This window comes from Novosphingobium sp. ST904, from assembly GCF_001298105.1.
GTDB lineage: Bacteria > Pseudomonadota > Alphaproteobacteria > Sphingomonadales > Sphingomonadaceae > Novosphingobium.
In genome coordinates this window covers 79,693-100,076 of sequence record NZ_LGJH01000148.1, presented here as the reverse complement: position 1 = coordinate 100,076, position 20,384 = coordinate 79,693, and the positions used below count along the sequence as shown (strand labels likewise).

Here is a 20,384-nt window from a genome sequence, read left to right as displayed (position 1 = left end):
AAAAAAACCCATCACAATGACAAAGGGCCCAAAAGCCCTCAAAGAGGGCCCCAGCGGCCCTCTTCGCGTTTAAAAAAACGCAAAACCATCGGTGACGCGGGGTGGAGCAGCCCGGTAGCTCGTCAGGCTCATAACCTGAAGGTCGTAGGTTCAAATCCTACCCCCGCAACCACCGCCATAGAACTGGACGCCTCGAAAAACCGCTGGCGCCTAGCGGCTTGAGCTGATTCACTGCCTTTGCACGACGGTGGAGGCGATGGTGGCGGGACAGCCGAGTTTCTTCGATCTTTCGGACCGATACGAGGCGTTGAGCGCGGCAGGCGATCCGCTTGAACGGCTTGCGGCTGTCGTCGACTTCAAGGTTTTCCGCGGCCCGTTGGTAGCAGCACTGCGGCGGAGTGTCCGCGGCAAGGGCGGCAGGCCGCCGTTCGATCCGGTCCTCATGTTCAAGATCCTAGTGGATTGATTCCAACACTTGTTGCCCGCGCCGTACAGCGGCTATAATTTCGTCCGGATCCGCCTTCCAGATGAAGGGTTGGGGATCCTCGTTATGCTCTTTGATAAAGCGGTTGATGGCGGCCTGCAGATCTACGACGGAATGAAAGACGCCGTTTTTCAGCCGCCGCCGTGTGAGCTTGGCGAAGAAGCCCTCGACGGCATTGAGCCATGAGCACGACGTCGGGACGAAGTGGAAGGTCCAACGCGGATGTCTGGCCAACCAGGCGCGGACCTTGGGCTGCTTGTGGGTCGCATAATTGTCGAGGATGACGTGGATGGCCTTGTCAGCGGGCATCTGGGCTTCGATCGTGTTCAGGAAGCGGATGAACTCCTGATGCCGGTGCCGCTGCATGTTGCGGCCGATCACGGAGCCATCCAGGACATTGAGTGCGGCAAACAAGGTTGTGGTCCCGTTACGCTTGTAGTCGTGCGTCATGGTTGCCCCGCGGCCCCGCTTTAGCGGCAGGCCCGGTTGGGTGCGGTCGAGCGCCTGAATCTGGCTCTTTTCGTCGACTGACAACACAATGGCGTGAGCAGGCGGCGAGACATAGAGCCCGACGACATCGCGCAACTTCTCGGCGAACGCCTTGTCGTTGGACAGCTTGAAGCTGCGCCACCGATGGGGCGCCAGACCGTGGTCGTGCCAGATCTTCACAACCGATGATGCCGCGATACCAATGGCTTTGGCCATCGCACGCACGGTCCAATGCGTGGCCTCATGGCTGGGCGGTTCCAGTGTCAGCGCGACGACCTTGTCGACCAAGTCAGCATCGAGAGGCGCGATCCCCGGAGGCCGGGTCTTATCGCGCAGCAGCCCATCCACGCCTTCGGCCATGAACCGTTCCTGCCAGCGCCAAACGCATGTCTTCGATTTTCCGGTCGCCGCCATGATCGCTTGGGTACCCAAGCCCTGAGCCGTCAAGAGAATGATGCGCGCCCGCCAGACATGCTTCTGCGCCGAACCCCGCGCCGCAACAATCGCCTCAAGCCGCTTCGTGTCCGGTGCAGTGACCTCGATCTCGATACCCGTTCGCATGCCGCATCGTCGCACGGCATCGAAAGCATGGGAATCCCTCAAGCGGACTCATTCGTTCCGATCAATCCACTAGGATCCAGATTCCGATCTCGGAATAGCCCAGATGGATCGTAAAGAAACCGATCTCGTCACGCACGCCCATGATCCCTCATCCATCTGCGCCTTCGCTCGAGCGAGTGCCTCGCGTAACAGATATGTCCCGCCAAGCGCTGGCTCGACAAGCGAGGTACGGGATCGCGCCTTGGTCACAGGCGCCATGGGTTCAGCCCCTTTCCAAGTGGATGAGTTGCACGCCGGTCACCCCTACGCTTCCAAAGCGGCAAGAAACTTCGTCATCAGATCTGCTACTCGGCGTTGTCGGAGGATGCGGAGGTTCTGCACCTCTTCATTACCTGCCGCGTCGGCGTCATTATCCTCAAAGCGGGCAACCGCGACCGGCCCGTCCCTGCGGTAGGACTGACCAGGATCATCGTGGATGAAACGGATCTTGAGCTTCGAGAGGGCCTCCCTCACTGCCTCGGCATGCGGCCCAGCCAGCGCTTCCTTGAACACCCCGATTGCGGCATCTAGGCCTCCCGGATGGTGCTCGAGGCAATAGACGAGATCGTGTGCGTCCTTTCGAGCGTTGCGATGATCGAAGGCGAATGCCTTAAGACAGGTGAAGCTGACGATATTTGCGTACCGGACCGTCTCGGTTGCGAGCCCTTCTCCATCGAGCAACTCGGCCGTCAGTTCGGTCTCATCGTGCAGGTCGAACACCATCGAGGCGTGCGGGATATTGAGCGCGGAGACGTTGCCGTCGGTGGGTAGTACCTTGACCTGCCCTCCCCCGAGTTCGGGATGCTCGGCCAGGAATTCGAGGATCATCGTCGCGCCCGTCTCGAGCCGCGCTTCCCAGCGCCATGAGACTTTCACTCCCTTCTCGTTAGTGCCGCGCTCGAACCCCATCGCTTTGAGGTTCTCCTCCAGCGTACTGTAGGCTTCGGTGTCGGTGAGGATCGCCACATCGACGACGACATCCACGTCTCCCGTGCCCGCATGCCGAGGCACTTCCGGCGGGCGTGCCGCGACGAGATAGCGAGGCGTCAGCCCGCCAACGAGAAAGACCGACTCTTTCCATGGTCCGAACCCGCGAAGGAGAGTGACGAGTACGCGCTCGCACGCCTCGGTGACACCGCCGTCATAGGCGGACATGGTCTTTGGTTTGGTCATTATCCTGACAGTCGTTCTGAACGGAAATGATCGGCCATTTCGCTGGCGCGACCCGAACCCTGGAGGAGATCGAGGTATATCTGGACAATAGGCGCGTAGGCGATCCCATTGAGCCGCTCGCCCACAGCAACGTCATGCTTGCCCACCTCAGCGATCACGCCGAAATTCCAACCCTCCGACACGGATCGCGCATCGAGGCGCGAGAGCACATCATGCTGAACCCGCCCCGCCTGGAGGCGGCATTTCAGCTGCGAGATCGACGAAAGATAAGGCGCATAGACCTGCGCCGCAGCCTCAGCCGTAATGGCATATTGCGCGCCCGCGTCGCGACAGGCGTCCTCGAGCCGACGCGCAATCTCGCCCGCGTCGTTCGCAGGAACATAGTATCGCTCTATCTGTGGTGGCTTTTGGGCCGCAATCAGACGCGCCCACTCGTCCAGAACCAGGGCGCGCTCGCGCAGGCGGCGGGTCTTGGCGGGCCCAGCACCATCGACCTCCAGCCAGTCACGACGCTCCATCTCGGTGAGCGTTTCAGACGTCGTAGCCGCCGAGACGCCCGTGGCTTCCGCCAAATCCTTCACGCTCACCCAGTTCGGAGCCGCCTCGATCACCGCTTGGACGACACGTGCGCGCTGTCCTTGGAAGATCGCCCCGAACATGCGCACCGCCTTCTTCGGTGGAGGGCGATCGATCAAGACATAAGCGCTTGTCGAAGGGATGAAGAGTGAGCCACCCGGATCGAAATAGCCGATCTTCTCTTGCTGGAGGATCTCGCGGGCACCCCTCGAGACTGCGCCGGCGACGAGCATCGCCACCTTCTCAGCCGGCCCATCCATGCCGTCGAGATAGTCCCGTAATAGCCAAATCTGCTGACGCACGTCCCTGGGGAAAAGCTCGCGCTTGGCTTCAACGACGATGGCAAGGTCGCTTTGATTGATGTGAACATCGAGCAGACCATCAGGCTCATATCGGCTGCCCGATCGAGGCTGGTTCATGCGCGGATGCGCGGAAGCCCCCGGCAACGCCGCTATGGCGCTACAGAGTTCCTCGACCAGCTCCTGTTCATCGTACCCAAAATCACGCATATTCGGCCACCAGTGAATAAGGCCATTATGCCGAATATTCGACCGATTGGCAATATTCACTGTGCAGCAAATCTAATTTAAGCGATTTGGACGTTTCACTCGCTCGTTGAAGAGCGGAACTCGAGTGAACGGCACCCAAGTGTCAGACATACCTCAACCGGCTGACGCAGAAGTGGCCCGGCTCGTCTGAACAGCCTTTGACGTTTGATAAGTGGATCGTCTGCGGGTTGGTTGTTCAAGCTGCCGCCTGCGGGGCGTCATGGAGGTCGGGCGTAGCCCGGCCGGAGTGACGCCCCGCAAGTCGCGGCCAATTCACGCTGCCACGGCCTGTGGCAGATTGTCAAAGTAGGTTTGATCGGGCGGACGCCCACCGAGGCTCGAGTGAGGTCTCCGGGCGTTATAGAAGCCCAGATATCAGCCGATTGACCGGCCCCCACCGAGTGGTCCGGGTTGTTTGTTAGTGTAAGATTGCCTCCGGCGCATGGCTGGCCGTAGGTGCAGCGTAGCGGAACCGGAGGGCAGCCATGGCGCCGTTGCCGTCTCCGGGGCCGGCGGTCGATACCCCAGCGAACTATGAGGCCTGACGGTGTTGTAGTGTCTGCGCCAGCCCTCGATCAGGATCCGAGCTTCGGCCAGGGTGTAGAAGATCTCCCCGTTCAAGAGCTCGTCGCGCATCGAGCCGTTGAAGGACTCACAGTAGCCATTTTCCCATGGGCTGCCGGGTGTAATGTAGAGCGTCTTCAAGCCGATCTTCGCCAGCCATTGCTGCACGGCATTGGCGATAAATTCAGGGCCATTGTCTGACCGTATGTGCGCCGGCGGCCCCCGTATGACGAACAACTCGGCGAGAGCCGCCAGCACGTCCTCGCTGCGCAGCCGTCGCGCGATGGGTAGGGCGAGGCACTCGCGGCTGGCCTCGTCGATGATCGACAGGATGCGGAACTTGCGGCCATCATGTGTGCGTCCCTCGACGAAGTCGTAAGACCACACATGGCCCGGATATTCCGGCCGCAGGCGGATACATGATCCGTCGTTCAGCCAGAGCCTTCCACGCTTCGGTTGCTTCTGCGGCACCTTGAGCCCTTCACGGCGCCAGATGCGCTCCACCCGTTTGCGGTTCACATGCCAACCCGCATCACGCAGCAAGGCCGTCACCCGGCGATAGCCATAGCGGCCATACTGCCGGGCAAGCGCGATGATGTCCTCGGTCAGGGCTGCTTCGTCATCCGCCCCACGCGGCGTTTTGCGCTGCGTCGATCGATGTTGCCCGAGCACGCGGCAGACCCGCCGCTCGGACACCGGCGTTATGCCCCGGATATGATCGATACAGCGCCTGCGGCGCGCGGGGCTCAGAAGATTCCCCGCGAGGCCTCCTGCAGGATCAACTTGTCCAGCGTCAGATCTGACACCGCCCGCCGCAACCGAGCGTTTTCCTTCTCAAGCTCTTTCATGCGCCGAGCCTGGTCCATCTTCAGGCCGCCATACTCCTTGCGCCAGCGGTAGTAGCTCTGCTCGGTGACGCCGATCCGGCGACACGCATCCACCACCGTTCCGCCCTGCGCCAGCACGATCTCCGCTTCACGCAGCTTCCCGATGATCTCTTCCGGCTTGTGCTTCCTCGCCATTCCAGTCCTCCTTCGTGGCCAAATCTAAAACAGATTTTGGGCCACTCAGAAGGGGGCAGATCAGTTGGCATGACATTGATGGGCGTCGCCTTGCAGCATGAGAGCAGTTAACGTTGACGGCTGATTTTATGCCTGAGGCGTGACGCGGGCATTGGCAGTTAATCGGAACCGGGTTCTACAGCGGAGGAATTCGGCCCCCGCAACCAACGTGAGTATAACTCACTCAAAATCCCGATTTAAACTGTGATCCAAACAGGGCATTGCCCTGCCGATCTCGGTTGTCCGCGCTCGGAACAGCGCCTCATCGAAAATCGGGAAGCTGGCCATTATGAGTCTCGGCGGAGATCGTGGCGCTGGACATAGCCGATGAGGGCCACCGCAACATTTGTGGCATTGAGATAAGCCCCAACCCGCGATAGGCGCGCGCTATGATGAACATTCCCTGGGATCAGCCCGCGACGCTGATCGATCTGGACGGCAAGACGCCGGTAATCGGATCGATGCTCGAATGCGTGATGCACTTTTCGATCTTCAAGCCATTTGCCAAAGAGCAGGCGCGCATCCTGCTGACGCGCCCCGTGTTCCGCGAAGGCCGCAAGACTCGAACCTGGATTCTCAATCCCGACGAGATCCAGCAGCTCGCCGAGCGGCTCAATGCCGAGAGGGCCGGAGCCCAGTAACCAACCTCGAGCTATCACGCGGCATCACGCACACTTATGGTCGCGAAAAGGGCGAGGATCGTGCGCGCGTGCCGCAAGGCCACGGCTTCGCGGTCCGTGCCGTAACCACCGCCCAGTGTGCTCGCCAAAGGAATGCCGCGCCGCTTCGCCTCCGTCGCCACAAAGCGATCGCGGTCCGCGAGGCCTTTGTCCGTCAAGGACAGGCGCCCAAGCTTGTCGTCCGTATGGGCATCGACGCCGGCCTGCAGCAAGATCAGTTCCGGTCCGAAATAATCGAGGACCATGGGCAGCGATCCCGACAGCGCGTCCAGATAGCCCGCATCGCCCGTTGCATCGGGAAGTCCGATATCGAGTGAAGAGCGCGCCTTGCGTGTGGGGAAGTTTTTCTCGGCATGAATGGAGAGCGTGAAGATGTCGCTGCGCCCTGCGGTGAGGGCCGCAGTGCCATCGCCCTGATGCACATCAAGATCGAGGATCAGGATGCGCGAGACGTCACCTTCCTCGATCAGCCGGTTGGCGGCGAGTACCAAGTCATTGAACACGCAATAGCCCGCGCCGGTATCGACCAGGGCATGGTGACTGCCGCCAGCGGAATTTCCAGCATACCCGTGCTCCAGCGCCAGCTTCGCCGCGAGCCACGTTCCACCGGGGGAGAGCTGCGATCGCCGGGAAATCCGCTCGTCGATCGTAAAGCCAATCCGGCGCTGCTTGGCCGCTGGCACCGCGCAATCGATGACTTCCTCAACATAAGCCGGGTCGTGGACAGCCTCGAGCCATTCCCGCGGCATGACTTCGGGCGCATGGACCGTCATTGCCACTCCGCTTCCCCCCAGCGCCCGCATGACCAGCGCATACTTGTCATGCGGGAAAGTACCCGTGCGCTCGGTTTCGACAGCGTAACCGGGGTGATGGACAACATGCAGCATAGGCCCTGCAGGTAGAACGCCCAGGCGTGCAGGTCGAGCAGCATTACCTATCCGCGGGTGGGCCTGCGGACCTTGCGAAAGGAGGCGAACCTGTGGCTTGATATTCCGATCGATGTGCTGACCAAAGACAGCAATGGCGACGGTGTTTCCGATCTCGTTGCTGCGCACCTTGGCATAGACGTGCACGCCGATGAGGCACCCTTCGTGGTAGGCTCGGATGCGACCACCTGCAACCAGAGTGCTACCGATCCGGTGACAACCGTACGCCGAAAGGTACTACTGATGCTTACCGGCATCGATGAGGCGGCGATCCGCGAGCCTATCGATCGCGCTCCCAACGCCCCGTTGTTTTCCGGAATCTCGCGCGTTTCCAGCGGCGAGAAGTGGCCGCTGTTCGTCAAGGGGCGTCCTGCAGACCTCGCGTGCATGGTGCAATTGCCGATGCCGGTACTGGTCTACGGTGCGAAAGGCGAAGAGGCCCTGCAACGCCGTTCGCCCGATTTCCGTCTCATCGAACTGCCCGCACTGGTCATGAACCGGGAAAAGTCGCGCGGCTACGCGATCTGTTCGAGCGGTTGGGCCGGTGGCACAATCCTGTTCTGGCTGGAAGATGGCGCGTGGCGCTTTGAGACCATTTCAAGCTGGATCACGTGATGATGCACGGATCCTGCTCCGTCAGATATTGTGGGTACAAAAAGGTGCTCTTGCAGGGGGATGGCAACTGTTGATCTCAGAGTACCGCGCCGTGGCTTCGCAGATGCCCTGTGCGGCTCCAGTTATCGCGGCGCTGCACGCCGGTGGGAGGATCGTGCGGCCAGAGCGGCGGAAAGGCACATCATCGTTAGCCCCCCAAGGGCGAGACTGGCTCCGACCGGTCCGGTAGAGGCCCAGCCAAGGCCTGCGGCAATGGCAACGCCGCCCGTCCAAGCCCCGATCGCGTTGGAAAGGTTGAAGGCGGAATGGTTCATCGCGGCGGCGAGCGACTGGGCCTTGGGGGCGACTTCCATCAATCGCGATTGCAGCGCGGGGACGAGTGCGAAGCCGATCCCGATGAGGAACAGCGAAGCCCCGGTCATCAGCGGGCTGGAGACCGCGAACCAGAAAAGCGCGAGAGTGATGGCATTCCAGACCATGATCGCGAAGATGGCCGGGATCAGCGCGCGGTCTGCCATCCAGCCACCCGCGACGTTGCCCAGGCACATGCCAAGACCCCAGAGGGCGAGGAACAGTGGCACACTGCCCTCCGCGATGCCTGTCGCTTCGGTAAGCGTGGGCGAGATATAGCTGTAGACCGCGAACATGCCGCCAAATCCGATGGTGGCCGTCGCCAGCGTCAGCCAGACCTGCACGCTCGTGAAAGCCGAGAGTTCACCTAGCGGGCTGGCGCCATCCTGTGCCGGGATGTGGGGGAGTGCCACGCGGAGGAGACCCACGAGGGCCAGGCCACCGAGCGCAACGAGCGCGAAAGTCGATTGCCAGCCAAAAGCCTGCCCCAGCCAGGTCGTGAGCGGTACGCCGATCAGGTTCGCAGCTGCCAGCCCCAGCATGACCCGTCCGATGGCTTGAGCGCGTTGTTCCCTGGGGACGAGCGCAGCTGCGACGATCGAGGCGGTGCCGTAGTAGGCGCCATGGGGCAGACCCGCGGCGAAGCGCGCGGCGGCCAGCCCCCAGAAGCTGGAGGCACAGGCGCTGAGGGCATTGCCGGCCAGGACGATGAGTCCGAGCAGCATCAAAAGTGACCGCTTCTCCATCCGGGCCGTTACCACGGCCAGCGCGGGCGATCCTATGACGACGCCCAGCGCATAGGCACTGATGAAGTGTCCGGCCTCGGGGATCGAGACCTGTGCGGTGTTGGCCATGCCGGGAAGCAGGCCCATCGCGGCAAATTCGCCGGTGCCGATGAAAAGGCCTCCGAAGCCCAATGCGATCTGGGCGAGGGCAGGGCCATGAGGAGTGGATGGTCTGGAGGATTGCTCATGGGTTTTCACGACAGGAATTGCGATCGGAGAGCGCCCGGAAGAGCAGCTCTTCCAGGTGCGGGGCGGGGCCGGCGGCTTGGCTTGTCTGAGCCTCTCTAACGGGCTGGCAGGGCCAGGGATGCCCTGAAAGAGTTCAACGCAGCGTTCGATTTTGCTCATATTCAGCGATGACCGGCGCCTGCCGGCTCGTGTCCGGGAGTTTGCATTGATAAACTTGTCGCGATCCGATCTGGGCGATCTCAAGGTATTCATGGAGCTTGCGCGCCATGGTGGCTTCCGCAAGGCCGCGCTTGAGATGGACGTGTCCGCCTCGGCGCTCAGCCACGCTTTGCGTGGCCTGGAAACGCGACTTGGCGTGCGCCTCATCAATCGCAATGCGCGCAGCGTGACGCTGACACAGGCGGGTGAGGAACTTCTTGTTCAGCTGGAAACCGGCTTCGCAGCGATCGGCGCAGGCGTCGAAGCGCTCAATCGCTATCGTGCGAGCCCGGCCGGACGTCTGCGGATCAATGCCTTGAGCGATGCGGCAAGGCTACTGCTCGGGCCGGTCGTCGCACGATACAACGCAGAGCATCCCGATGTGGACCTTCAAATCGTGGTGCAGGACGCCATGGTCGATATCGTCGGCGAAGGATTCGACGCCGGGATCCGGTTTGGCGACCGCGTTCCCGAGGACATGATCGCCATGCCGCTCGGATCCCCGCTGCTATGGATCATGGTCGCCTCACCCGACTATCTCGAAGCGGCCGGGGAACCGGAAAGCCCTGATGACCTGCACAATCACCGCTGCATCGGCATGCGAACCGGAACAGGGGCCATGTACCATTGGGAACTCGGCACCGGAAAGACGGCCCGCACGCTCAACCTCGCCTGGTCCGTGGTCGTCGATGAAAGCGCACTGGCGATAGACGTCGCGCGCAATCACGGCGGCATCGCCTATTGCTTGCGCGAACGGGTGGCCGGACTGGTCGAGGCCGGACAGTTGCGGGAAGTTCTCCCGCACTGGTCATCGCCGGGCGAGGCGTTTCACATCTATTATCCAAGCCGGCGCCAGCAACCTGAGGCCCTGCGCCGGTTCATCGCGATGATACGGGAAGAGGCCCGCGGCAGAGGACTGTCTTGGTTACACCAGCGCTAAGGCGTTTCGCCGTTACTGCCGCCAACTCCAATCTGGCGATTCAGCCCCCCATTCTTCCTTCCAGATTGCGGCCCGTATGGTTTCCTCGTCTCTCCGGCCATGATCTGCCGCGCGCGGCGACAGTCCATCCGGCGTTTGAGATCGACGATCAGATCTGCACCTGACCGCCATCGACAAAGAGTTCCACGCCGTTGACGAAGCTGGCGTCTTCCGAGGCGAGGAACAGCACGGCCTTGGCGATCTCCTCGGGCTGGCCGACGCGGCCTGCCGGGATGAGGCTGGCGAGATAGTCCTTTGTCCCCTGCGCCTGCTCGCCGCCGCCGAAAAGATGATCGAGGCCGGCGGTGTCCGTGACGCCGGGGCTGATGGCGTTTACGCGGATGTGCCTATTCTTGAGGTCGAGAATCCAGTTGCGGGCGAAGTTGCGTACCGCCGCCTTGGTCGCGGAATAGACGCTGAAGGCAGGCGTGCCCGATATGCTGGTGGTCGAACTTGTCAGGATGATCGAGGCCCCGTCCTTCAAGAGCGGCAACGCCTTCTGGACCGTGAACAGGACGCCCTTCACATTGGTGTCGAAAGTGCTCTGATAATGCTCCTCGGTGATCGAACCCAGGGCAAGCATCTCGCCGCCACCCGCATTGGCGAACACCACGTCGATCTGCGCATGCTTCTGCTGGACGGCATCATAGAGCCGGTCGATGTCAGCGAGCTTGGCCATGTCGCCCTGCACGCCCGTGACGCGGCCACCGATCGCCGTTACGGCAGCATCGAGCGTCTCCTGCCGCCGCCCGGTAATAAAGACCGAGGCGCCCGCTTCCGCGAAAGCCTTTGCCGTCGCCAGCCCGATGCCGCTCGTGCCGCCGGTTACGACCACCACCTTGTTGTTGAACTTGTCCGTCATCGTCTTTCTCCTTCGGGTTTCGGCGAAGCGCCGTTGCCCTTACGAGATGCCTTCAGAACGATGATGCGTGTAGTCAGCATATATGGCACTTAGTGTTCCGCTGGAGGAACGCTGATGCGGATCGATTTGAATGACTATGCCTATTTTGCCGAGGTGGTGGCCCATGGCGGCTTTGCGGCGGCGGGGCGCGCACTGCGGGAGCCCAAGTCCAAGCTGAGCCGCCGCATCGCTGGGCTGGAGGAACGCCTCGGCCTCCGCCTGATCGAGCGATCGAGCCGGCGTTTCCGCGTGACGGATACGGGCCTCGCTTTCTATGAGCGTTGCCGGGCCATATTGGCTGAGGCGGAGCAGGCCGAGGCACTGGTCTTGCAGGCGCAGGCGGAACCTCATGGCCGGATCCGCTTCAGTTGCCCCACCGGCATGGTCGAGCCGATATCGGGGCTGATATCCTCTTTCCTCGCCCGCTATCCCAGGGTGCGGTTGCAGCTCGTGGCAACGGACCGCGCAGTGGACCTGATCGAAGAGCGGATCGACGTGGCCCTGCGGGTGCGCGCGGCACTGACCAGCGATGCTGCCCTCACCATGCGGTCGCTCGGGCGATCGACCCGTATCCTCGTTGCCTGTCCTCAATTGGCAAGCCAGGTTACGGAAGTGGCCCAAGTGGCGAAACTTCCCACATTGGCGACCGATGATGCAGCAGACGATCTCGAATGGCATCTGGAGACCGAGGACGGCAGCAAACATGTCATCCGGGTCGAGCCCCGAATGGGCTGCACCGACATGGCCGCGGTGCGCAACGCGGCCATTGACGGACTCGGCATCGCGATCCTGCCCGACCATGTCTGCCGTGAAGCACTACTCGCCGGCAAGCTTGTCCATGTGCTGCCTGCCTGGCGCGGGCTTCAGGGAATAGTGCATCTGGTCTTCACGACCCGGCGGGGATTGCCTCCAGCCGTGCGCGCGCTGATCGATCATCTTGCGGCGGGGTTCCCCCGCGAAGTGGTGGCGCCGATATCCTGAGACTTCGCGCGGACGATCCCGCCGCCGATCCGGTGCGATCCGATCCGCCGAAGGACACGGCACCGCGCTGCTTGCAGGTGCCTGAACCGGCGGTTCTCTGGACGTCTGAAGATGCGCTGCTACGATGCGGCGAGGCTGGACATGCCGGAGAAGGGCCTAACCGCCTACAGGATATATCGTCCTGGCGATCCAAAATCGGCTTTCAGTAAAATACGCTTGGTACATTATGGCATGCAGGCGGGAGGTCTCTCCTGCGATACAAAATATTCAAAGATGCCGAAGCATGTCGGCACGAAGGGCTTGCACGTCACAAAGGCGTGTATGGGAGAGTATGGCATGAACGCATCGCAGCGGGCCGCAGCGGCCGGGTGCGCGATCCGGCGGGCCGTTGTCGTGCCGGCTATGGGTGTGATTTTCCGTTCGATAGCGGCTCAGGCCCTCTCGCCGGAGGAGGGCCGGCGTGTTTCGCCAGCGCTAGCATGCCTGCCACGGCAATATCGCATCCTACGCAAGCAAGTTTGGCTGCGATCTGTCCGTCGCGATGAACCCCGGGGCTGCTTCCGTCGATTTCGGGTTTGCCTGCGTCGACGGTTCCCGGCCTGACCTGAGCAAACTTGAACTTCGACCACCTCTTGGCGGGGCCTGGAGAAAAAGCCTCGGGGGTCAGGATGAACATCTTGCTGGAAGCCATTTCAAAGATCTAGTCTGTCGTTGAATATCAAAAACTTATCGTGTTCGGGAGAGAACAACAGGTCATGCTGCGTAAAATCCTCAAGGTCCTGCTTTGGATATTTCTCGCTATCCTCGCCGTGCTCGCCATCGGAGCGTATCGGAACTGGGATACCGTCCAGCGCGTGTTTCTGGGCGGGGTGAAGGTTTATGAAACGACGCCCCCTGCTCTCCCGGCAGAGATCGCGCATCCGGCCATACTCGTCTTCTCCAAAACCAACGGATTCCGGCATGAGGAAGCCATTCCGGCCGCGAACGCGATGTTCCGGAAGCTCGCCCAGGACAATGGCTGGGGCTATTTCCAGACCGAGAACGGCGCCACCTTTTCGCCAGCAATCCTTTCGCGCTTCGATGCGGTGATCTTCAACAACACGAGCGGGGACGTTTTCACGACCGAACAGCGGGCGGCGTTCAAGTCCTTCATCGAAAATGGAGGCGGCTGGGTCGGCATTCACGCGGCAGGGGACGATTCACACAAGGCCTGGGACTGGTACGTCAACGAGATCATCGGCACCCGCTTCATCGGGCATCCCATGGATCCCCAGTTCCAGAAGGCGACGATGCGGATCGAGGACCGTTCGCACCCCGCGACGCGCCACCTTGGCGAGACGCTGGAGCGCACGGACGAATGGTACTCTTTCGACAAGTCGCCCCGTCGGCCGGGAATTCACGTTCTCGCGACGCTTGATGAGAATACCTACGTCCAGAAGGGAATGTTCGGCCAGAAACTCGCCATGGGCAAGGATCATCCGATCGCGTGGTGGCGCTGCGTCGGCAAGGGCCGGGTTCTCTACACGGCAGGCGGTCACACCGCGGCGGCATTCCGCGAGCCGGAATACACCCGGTTGCTCGCCGGCGCTGTTCGCTGGGCGCTCAGGCTTGAGGGCGAAGGCTGCTCGCCCGATCGGAATGCGGGCCGGTGAAGCGCATGGGTGAGGGCAAGATCGTCGGCGCTGTGGGTTACCGCGGCGCGGGTGGGTTTTCCCGCGCAAGCGAAAGGCCTTGCCGCGATGAAAGTCGGTATCAATCTTCTGCTCTGGACCGGTCACGTTACCAGCGAGCACACTCCGGTCCTGGAAACAATCGGCGAGATCGGTTTCGACGGTGTTGAAGTGCCTGTCTTCGATGTGTCGGATGCCGGGCATTATCGCGGGGTCGCGCAAACGCTCGACGATCTCGGTCTTGAACGCACGGCCGTGGCGATCATGCCGGATGCTTCGCACAATCCGATTTCGGCCGAACGCTCGCACCGGAAGGCGGCGGAGGACCATCTGCTTCGGGTTATCGATTGTACGCACGCGCTTGGCGGCACCGTATTGGCGGGCCCCTGGTTCCAGCCGCTTGGCCTGTTCACGGGGGAACGCCCGAGCGAGATCGAACTCGAACGCTGCGCCGAGGTCCACCGGCGCGTCTTGCCGGTGATGGCGCAAGCGGGAATTACCCCGGCGCTCGAACCGCTCAACCGCTTCGAGGCGCACCTGCTCAACACCTGCGAGCAGGCGATTGCCTACTGCGAGCGCGTGGGTGAGGGGCGGATGGGCATCCTGTTTGACACGTTTCATGCGAATATCGAGGAAACGGATCCGGTTGCCGCGCTGGTTGCCCTTCATGCCTCGGGCCATCTCACGCACGTCCATATATCGGAGAACGACCGCGGCACCCCCGGACAGGGCCACGCGCCGATCCGCGAGACGATCGCGGCCCTGCGCGGCGCCGGATACGATCAGTGGCTGACGATCGAGGCATTCGGGCGGGGCGTCCCCGAACTCGCAGCGGCCACACGGGTCTGGCGCGATTTCTTCGCATCTCCCGAGCAGCTTTGCCGCGATGGCTATAGCTTCATCCAGAATTGCTGGGAGCAGGCCGCGTGACGCCTTCATCCCGTACCATTCCGTCCCGCTCCTTCAGGAGAACACCATGACAGATCCGATGACGCTCGATCGGCGCAGCCTGATCGAGAAGTTGCTGGCACTTGCCGGCGCCAGTACCGTGACCGGGTTCTCCTGGCCGGCGCTTGCCGAGCAAGCGGAAGCGGGCAAGCCTGCCCTCGATCCGGACAGTTTCATGGTGCTGTCGGCGGTTGCCGACACGATAATCCCGCGCACGGACACGCCCGGCGCGTCGATGTGAAAGTTCCCGCTCTTTTCGACGGCCTGCTGACCAATTGGGCGGCGCCTGAACGGCGGCAGGACCTGATCCGTGCCCTGAAGGAAGTGGATGAATTGGCGAAGACATCGCACGCCAGGCCATTCTCCGCGCTGACACCTGCGCAGCGCCTCGATCTGCTGAAAGTCCATGAGGCCGAAGCGCTCAGGATCGATCCGACCAGGAAGCTCTCCGGCGTAGCGGCCATGATGGGCGGCCCGGCCTACGTCAATCCGGGGTACGGAAAGCTCAGGGACCTCATCATACTGCTGTACTATCTCTCGGAACCCGCGCTGACGCTGGAACTGTCCTACGTCCATACGCCGGGTGAGTGGAAACCCTCGATCCCCGTTACGCCCGATACCCGCCCCGCCGGCGGCGGCCTGTTCTGAAAAGGTGAGCATCATGTTCGACGCAATCGTTATCGGATCGGGAATGAGCGGCGGCATCGCCGCCAAGGAACTGTGCGAACGCGGCCTCAAGACCCTCGTTCTCGAACGCGGCCGCAAGCTGGAGCACGGCGGGGAATCCTACACGGACTGGATGCAGCCGTGGGACTTGCCCAATGCAGGCATGGTCCCGGAGGAGGAACTGGCCCGTGATTATCCGGTCCAGAGCCAATGCTACGCCATGACTTCGGCAACCCAGCAATATTGGGTCAAGGACAGCGAGCACCCTTACACCACGCCTGAGGACAAGCCGTTCAGCTGGATCCGCGGTTATCATCTGGGCGGACGGTCGATCATGTGGGGCCGTCAGTCCTACCGGCTCTCGCCGATGGATTTCGAGGCGAATGCGCGGGATGGCCACGGTTCGGACTGGCCGATACGATACGATGATCTCGCCCCCTGGTACGATCATATCGAGAAGTTCATCGGCGTGGCGGGATCGCGCGAAGGCCTTGCGCAGCTTCCCGATGGAGAGTTCCTGCCGCCGTTCGATCTCAATGATGCCGAGGTGATGTTCAAGCAGGCGATCGAGGGCAAGTTTCCCGGACGCAAGGTGATCCCCGGGCGGGTGGCGAACCTCTCAAAGGCGCAGCCTCATCACGAGGCGCTGGGCCGGTCGAGCTGCCAGGTCCGCTCATTCTGTGAACGCGGTTGCAGCTACGGGGCCTATCATTCCAGTCTCAGCTCCTCGCTGCCCGCAGCCGAGCAGACCGGAAACCTGACCATAGTGACCGATGCGATCGTCCACTCGATCGTCTACGACCCGAAGACCGGCAAGGCGACCGGGGTGCGGGTAATCGATGCGCATTCCAAGGCGGGCAAGACCTACGAAGCCAAGGTGATCTTCGGTTGTGCCTCCACGATCGGAACGGCCCAGATCCTGCTCAATTCGAAATCCGAAGCGATGCCCAACGGTCTGGCGAATTCGTCCGACATGGTGGGCCGTAACCTGATGGACCATCTCTACGCGCTCTCCGTTGCGGGAATCCTGCCCAAGGGTCCGGACAGCTATTACTTTGGCAGGCGGCCTACCGGGCTTTACATCCCGCGCTATCGCAATGTCAGCGAAGATGCGCCGTTCCTGCGCGGCTATGGCTATCAGGGCGGCGCCATGAGGACCGGGGGAAGCAGGGCTACGGCGGGCGCGATCGGCGCGGATCTGAAGGCAAAGGCCCGGAAACTGGGGCCATGGATGGTCTTCATTTCAGGCTTCGGAGAAATGCTGCCCAATCCCGAAAACCGGGTCACCCTCAACGCCAACAAGGTCGATCAATGGGGCATCCCGACAGTCCACGTTTCCTGCGCGCTTGGCGAGAACGAGCACAAGATGGCGGAGCAGATCATCACTGATGGCAAGGCGATGATCGAGGCGGCCGGCGGCATGGTGGTGAGCGCGGCTTCCGAACCGGGAGTGCCCGGGCTTGGAATTCACGAGATGGGTACGGCCTGCATGGGCAAGGACCCGCGGCGGTCCGTTCTGAACAAGTACAATCAGGCGCACGATGTCCCGAACCTGTTCATCACTGATGGATCGGCGATGGCTTCAAGCGGCTGTCAGAACCCTTCGCTTACTTACATGGCGCTGTCGGCGCGGGCGGCGCATCACGCAGCCGAGTTCCTCAAGGCGGGAACGATCTGACGCAACCGGAGCGCTTCCGGCGATAGGTGTGCGGAACGCACCCATGCTGCGATATGGCTATCCTGGAACGATAGCCATATCGTAGACGACGACCCTGGCCCAAAGGTGTTCGCAGGATTTCACGAAGTCCTGGTGGATCGGGTGATCCTGGTAGGTCTTCTGATCCTGCACGCTATCGAAGAACATCAGTTCCGACACGTCGTAGCTGGCGTCCACGACGTCGCGGTTTTCCGTTTCGGCGGGAATTCCGATTTCCAGTCCACGGATAACGGGAATGCCCCGCAAGGTGCGGAGGCCCGCAATGAGCTGTTCGCGGTCCGCTTGCGATCCGGGGCGTTTCAGCCAGAAGAACACGTGGTGGACCAGGGCGGGCTTCGCAGACGGCGTTTCCGCTTTTGCCGACGAAACGGCAATGCCTGCGCTACCCAATGCGATCATCGCCGCCAATTCCCGTCTGCTTGCTTCCATGGTGCAGCTTCCCCTGCAAGTGGTGAACTGTGAATGTGCGGTGCGATGGAGATCATTGCGCGGGCGGACATGCGATGGATTGGCGCTGCATGATCTCGTGATCGAAAATCTCGTCGCTCACGCCGGTTTCCGCCTTTCCAAGCGCCGCGATCAGGCATTGGGCGGCGCGAAAGGCCATGTCCTCGACCGGCTGGCGCACGACCGTCAGCGGCGGCCAGATCCGCGATGCCAGAATGGTGTCGTCGAAACCGGTGACCGTCAGATCCGCAGGCAATTGCAGCCCGAGATGATGGGCCTGCGCGATCACGCCGGCGGCGAGGTCGTCGCTGCTGCAAATGATCGCGGTCGGGCGGTCCTTGCCGGAGAGAAGCCTCTGCCCCGCCGCTTTGCCCGCTTCATAGTCGAACTCCCCATGCCGCACGATCAGGTCGGCCTCGTCGGGAAGGCCGGCCTGCTGCAGAGCCGCCCGGAAGCCGTCGAGGCGGGCCGCCACCACGCTGTAGTGATCGGGACCGGCGACATAGGCAATGCGGCGGTGGCCATGCGCGATGACCTGCTGCGTGATGGAGAACATCGCCGCCCGGTTGTCGATCCTGACGGTGGTGACGTCTTGCATCGCGGTGCCGGTCGCGATGGCGGCGAGGGGGACGCCCAGAGCCGGGAGGATTTCCGATCCGCTCAATTGTTCGGCAAACGGCGGGATGAGCAACAGCGCGTCGGCGCCGGAGCGGACGAGATCCTGTGCCAGGCGTTCGGCCTCGTCGCGGCGAACGCCGTCGCCGTCGCGCAGGATCAACTGGAGGCCATGGGCATTGGTCGCGCGCAAGGCGCCTACCAGCACCGCATCCAGGAAGGGCGTGCGCCGGTTGCTGTAAAGCAGGCCGACCGTGGTGGCCCGCGCCTTGGCCAGTCGCCGGGCGGCCAGATTGGGGACATAACCCAACTCCGCAATCGCCGCCCGAACTGTCTCCACGGTGGCCGCACTGGCCCGGCCGGCGCCGTTGAGGACATTGGATACCGTCATCGCGGATACGCCCGCGCGCTGCGCGACGGCGCGGATCGTTACACCATTCTCGTTTCGTCTTGCCATCAGGTCTTCGTTCCCATCCCTCCTGATAGCGTGTTTCGAGCGCCGTGATAGCGCCGGAAAACGGCAACTGGGCGTGCCTGTCAGATCGTGCCGGCCTTGAGCCCTTTCACGGCATGATCCACCGCCCGTGCGGTCAGGGCCATGAACGTCAGGGATGGGTTGACGCAGGAAATCGACGCCATCTGCGCACCGTCCGTGACGAAGAGGTTCGAGGCGTCATGCGCCTGGCTCCACTTGTTGAGCACCGAGGTTCGCGGGTCGTTGCCCATGCGCGCACCGCCCATCTCGTGAATGGCATCGCCCGGAACGTGTTCCTTGACCTTGCTCTCGACGTTCTTCAGTCCGGCGGCCCGCAGCATCTTTTCACCCTGCTCGCGCGCGTCGGCCATCATGCGCAGTTCGTTGTCGCGGAATGTCACGTTGAACTGCATCAGCGGAATGCCGAAGCGGTCCACCTTGTTCGGGTTCAAGGTAACCCGATTGTCCTCGTAGGGCAGGCATTCGCCAAAAGCCCCCATCTGGAACTTCCACCCGCTGTAACGGCGCATCCCTTCTTTCATCGACGCGCCGAAGCCGACCGGCTTGGACGGTTCGCGATAGGCGCGCCCTGATAGCCGTAGCCGCGCCGGAACCCGAGGTCTTCGTCCCGGCCGTTGTTGCGAAAGCGCGGGACATAGATGGCGCCGGGGCGGCGGCCATATTCGATGAACTCCTCCATGCCGGGAATGTCACCCTTCACGCCGACACGGAAGATATGGTCCATCACATAGCGGCCCAACGTGCCGCTGGTGTCGAAATGGCTGCGTTCGCTGCCCTGGGCACGCGAATTCATGAGAATCTGCACCGAACCGAGCGTCGAGGCGTTCAGGAAGACGATCCTGGCGCGCACCACTTCCGCCAGCCCGGTCTTGGCATCTACGAAACGGACGCCGGTGACTTTCCTGCTGGCCGGATCGTATTCCAGGTTGGTGACAACCGCATCCGAGCGCAGCGTCAACCGGCCGGTCGCGCGTGCGGCAGGCAGGGTGACCGCCTGTGTCGAGAAATAGGCGCCGAAGGAGCAGCCGTTGCTGCACTGGTTGCGCAACTGGCATTTGGAGCGGTTCTGCTCGGGCTTGTCCTCGGTAATGTTGGACAGGCGGGCGTTGATCATCTTGCGGCCGGGGAATGCGGTTTCCAGCCGCTGTTTCATCCATTTCTCGGCGATGTTCATCGGCATCGGCGGCTGGAATTCGCTGTCCGGCAGATAGTCGAGATTTTCGCGCGATCCCGATACGCCGATGTACTTTTCGACATAGGTGTACCAGGGCGCGAGATCGTCATAGCCGATGGGCCATTCGCCGCCGATGCCGTCGCGCTTGTTCGCCTCGAAATCGGCTGCGCTCCATCGGAAGCTCCAACGGCCCCATATCAGCGACTTGCCGCCGACTGCCGCCGGACGAATCCAGTAGAACTTGCTGCCCTCCTCGTAATCGTAGGGGTTCAGCCGGTCATTGTTGTAGAAGGCCTGGTTGCTGGGGGCGACATAGCCATGCTGGGCGATGAAATAATCGCTCTCCCTCAGCCCGTCCGGCATGATGTTGCGAGCGGGCACCTCATAGGCAGGCTTGCCGTCGTAAGCGTAGCCTTCGCCGTGCTCGACCATGTGGCCGCGATCGAGCATCAGCACCCGCAGTCCCTTTTCGGTCAGTTCCTTTGCGGCCCAGCCGCCGCTGATGCCCGAGCCGATGACGATTGCATCGAAGCTGTCCGTTGAAGCCATGG

18 protein-coding genes, 1 tRNA gene and 2 pseudogenes are annotated in these 20,384 nt (G+C 62.2%); 11 read left to right on the top strand and 10 right to left on the bottom strand.

From position 1 onward, the window contains the following. Nucleotides 1-95: 95 nt before the first annotated feature. Nucleotides 96-172: transfer RNA gene (locus ADT71_RS15285), tRNA-Met, on the top strand. A gap of 87 nt (nt 173-259) precedes the next feature. Beyond that, nucleotides 260-460, top strand: a pseudogene (locus ADT71_RS15280) (IS5/IS1182 family transposase); the annotation flags it as partial. On the opposite strand, the gene ADT71_RS15275 reads toward ADT71_RS15280, so the two are convergent. The 4 genes from ADT71_RS15275 to ADT71_RS15260 form a co-directional block, all read right to left on the bottom strand. Next, a complete protein-coding gene (locus tag ADT71_RS15275; RefSeq protein ID WP_054438125.1) occupies nt 455-1,534 on the bottom strand; it encodes an IS630 family transposase in 1,080 nt (359 codons plus the stop codon). The pseudogene ADT71_RS15280 and the gene ADT71_RS15275 overlap by 6 nt on opposite strands. Before the next feature lie 303 nt (nt 1,535-1,837). Further along, entirely contained in the window at nt 1,838-2,746 is a 909-nt protein-coding gene (locus ADT71_RS15270; RefSeq protein WP_054438123.1) for a hypothetical protein, read from the bottom strand. Beyond that, on the bottom strand, nt 2,746-3,891 hold the full coding sequence (locus ADT71_RS15265) for a MarR family transcriptional regulator (RefSeq protein WP_231635912.1): 1,146 nt from the start codon (nt 3,889-3,891) through the stop codon (nt 2,746-2,748). Before ADT71_RS15265 ends, ADT71_RS15270 begins: the two co-directional genes overlap by 1 nt. 354 nt (nt 3,892-4,245) lie before the next feature. Further along, nucleotides 4,246-5,456, bottom strand: a protein-coding gene (locus tag ADT71_RS15260) for an IS3 family transposase (protein ID WP_369818271.1) whose coding sequence is annotated in 2 segments (ribosomal slippage) — nt 4,246-5,189 and nt 5,189-5,456 — 1,212 coding nt in all. Because the reading frame shifts where the segments join, the coding sequence is not laid out codon by codon here. 428 nt (nt 5,457-5,884) lie between these two features. Between ADT71_RS15260 and ADT71_RS15250 the strand changes: the two genes are divergently transcribed. Continuing rightward, nucleotides 5,885-6,136: a hypothetical protein gene (locus ADT71_RS15250; RefSeq protein ID WP_054438117.1), complete on the top strand. Its 252-nt coding sequence runs from the start codon at nt 5,885-5,887 to the stop codon at nt 6,134-6,136. Nucleotides 6,137-6,150: 14 nt separating this feature from the next. Here ADT71_RS15250 and ADT71_RS15245 read toward each other — a convergent pair whose 3' ends face one another. Then, nucleotides 6,151-7,062 carry a histone deacetylase gene (locus ADT71_RS15245; protein ID WP_054438114.1) on the bottom strand — a complete coding sequence of 304 codons (912 nt, stop codon included), beginning with the start codon at nt 7,060-7,062 and terminating at the stop codon, nt 6,151-6,153. Between the two features lie 57 nt (nt 7,063-7,119). Between ADT71_RS15245 and ADT71_RS15240 the strand changes: the two genes are divergently transcribed. Then, nucleotides 7,120-7,716 carry a hypothetical protein gene (locus ADT71_RS15240; RefSeq protein WP_054438112.1) on the top strand — a complete coding sequence of 199 codons (597 nt, stop codon included), beginning with the start codon at nt 7,120-7,122 and terminating at the stop codon, nt 7,714-7,716. 122 nt (nt 7,717-7,838) lie between these two features. Here ADT71_RS15240 and ADT71_RS15235 read toward each other — a convergent pair whose 3' ends face one another. Continuing rightward, on the bottom strand, nt 7,839-9,050 hold the full coding sequence (locus ADT71_RS15235; RefSeq protein WP_054438110.1) for an MFS transporter: 1,212 nt from the start codon (nt 9,048-9,050) through the stop codon (nt 7,839-7,841). Between the two features lie 205 nt (nt 9,051-9,255). Between ADT71_RS15235 and ADT71_RS15230 the strand changes: the two genes are divergently transcribed. Next, a complete protein-coding gene (locus tag ADT71_RS15230) occupies nt 9,256-10,179 on the top strand; it encodes a LysR family transcriptional regulator (RefSeq protein WP_197283037.1) in 924 nt (307 codons plus the stop codon). Nucleotides 10,180-10,327: 148 nt separating this feature from the next. Here the strand turns inward: ADT71_RS15230 and ADT71_RS15225 are convergent, their stop codons facing one another. Further along, nucleotides 10,328-11,080, bottom strand: coding sequence for an SDR family NAD(P)-dependent oxidoreductase (locus ADT71_RS15225; RefSeq protein WP_054438109.1), 753 nt, complete (start codon nt 11,078-11,080; stop codon nt 10,328-10,330). A 114-nt stretch (nt 11,081-11,194) separates the two neighbouring features. Between ADT71_RS15225 and ADT71_RS15220 the strand changes: the two genes are divergently transcribed. The 6 genes from ADT71_RS15220 (at nt 11,195) to ADT71_RS15195 (ending at nt 17,062) form a co-directional block, all read left to right on the top strand. Next, the gene (locus tag ADT71_RS15220) at nt 11,195-12,100 is read left to right on the top strand and encodes a LysR family transcriptional regulator (protein WP_054438107.1); all 906 of its coding nucleotides are present in this window, start codon (nt 11,195-11,197) and stop codon (nt 12,098-12,100) included. A gap of 755 nt (nt 12,101-12,855) precedes the next feature. After that, a complete protein-coding gene (locus ADT71_RS15215; protein ID WP_054438106.1) occupies nt 12,856-13,752 on the top strand; it encodes a ThuA domain-containing protein in 897 nt (298 codons plus the stop codon). Between the two features lie 9 nt (nt 13,753-13,761). Further along, a complete protein-coding gene (locus tag ADT71_RS15210; protein ID WP_197283036.1) occupies nt 13,762-14,700 on the top strand; it encodes a sugar phosphate isomerase/epimerase in 939 nt (312 codons plus the stop codon). Nucleotides 14,701-14,746: 46 nt separating this feature from the next. Further along, on the top strand, nt 14,747-14,959 hold the full coding sequence (locus tag ADT71_RS32190) for a hypothetical protein (RefSeq protein WP_054438104.1): 213 nt from the start codon (nt 14,747-14,749) through the stop codon (nt 14,957-14,959). Continuing rightward, nucleotides 14,956-15,366 (top strand): gluconate 2-dehydrogenase subunit 3 family protein, encoded by a 411-nt coding sequence (locus ADT71_RS15200; RefSeq protein ID WP_054438103.1) that lies wholly within the window; start codon nt 14,956-14,958, stop codon nt 15,364-15,366. The genes ADT71_RS32190 and ADT71_RS15200 overlap by 4 nt, the downstream gene beginning before the upstream one ends. Before the next feature lie 13 nt (nt 15,367-15,379). After that, on the top strand, nt 15,380-17,062 hold the full coding sequence (locus tag ADT71_RS15195) for a GMC oxidoreductase (RefSeq protein ID WP_054438101.1): 1,683 nt from the start codon (nt 15,380-15,382) through the stop codon (nt 17,060-17,062). A gap of 57 nt (nt 17,063-17,119) precedes the next feature. Here ADT71_RS15195 and ADT71_RS15190 read toward each other — a convergent pair whose 3' ends face one another. The 3 genes and pseudogenes from ADT71_RS15190 to ADT71_RS15180 all read right to left on the bottom strand — a co-directional run bounded on the left by ADT71_RS15190 (nt 17,120) and on the right by ADT71_RS15180 (nt 20,382). After that, nucleotides 17,120-17,530 carry a Dabb family protein gene (locus ADT71_RS15190; RefSeq protein WP_231635910.1) on the bottom strand — a complete coding sequence of 137 codons (411 nt, stop codon included), beginning with the start codon at nt 17,528-17,530 and terminating at the stop codon, nt 17,120-17,122. A gap of 52 nt (nt 17,531-17,582) precedes the next feature. After that, complete coding sequence (locus ADT71_RS15185; RefSeq protein WP_054438097.1) at nt 17,583-18,620, bottom strand: LacI family DNA-binding transcriptional regulator; 1,038 nt, start codon at nt 18,618-18,620, stop codon at nt 17,583-17,585. A gap of 80 nt (nt 18,621-18,700) precedes the next feature. Next, nucleotides 18,701-20,382: pseudogene (locus tag ADT71_RS15180) on the bottom strand (GMC family oxidoreductase). Nucleotides 20,383-20,384 lie beyond the last annotated feature (2 nt).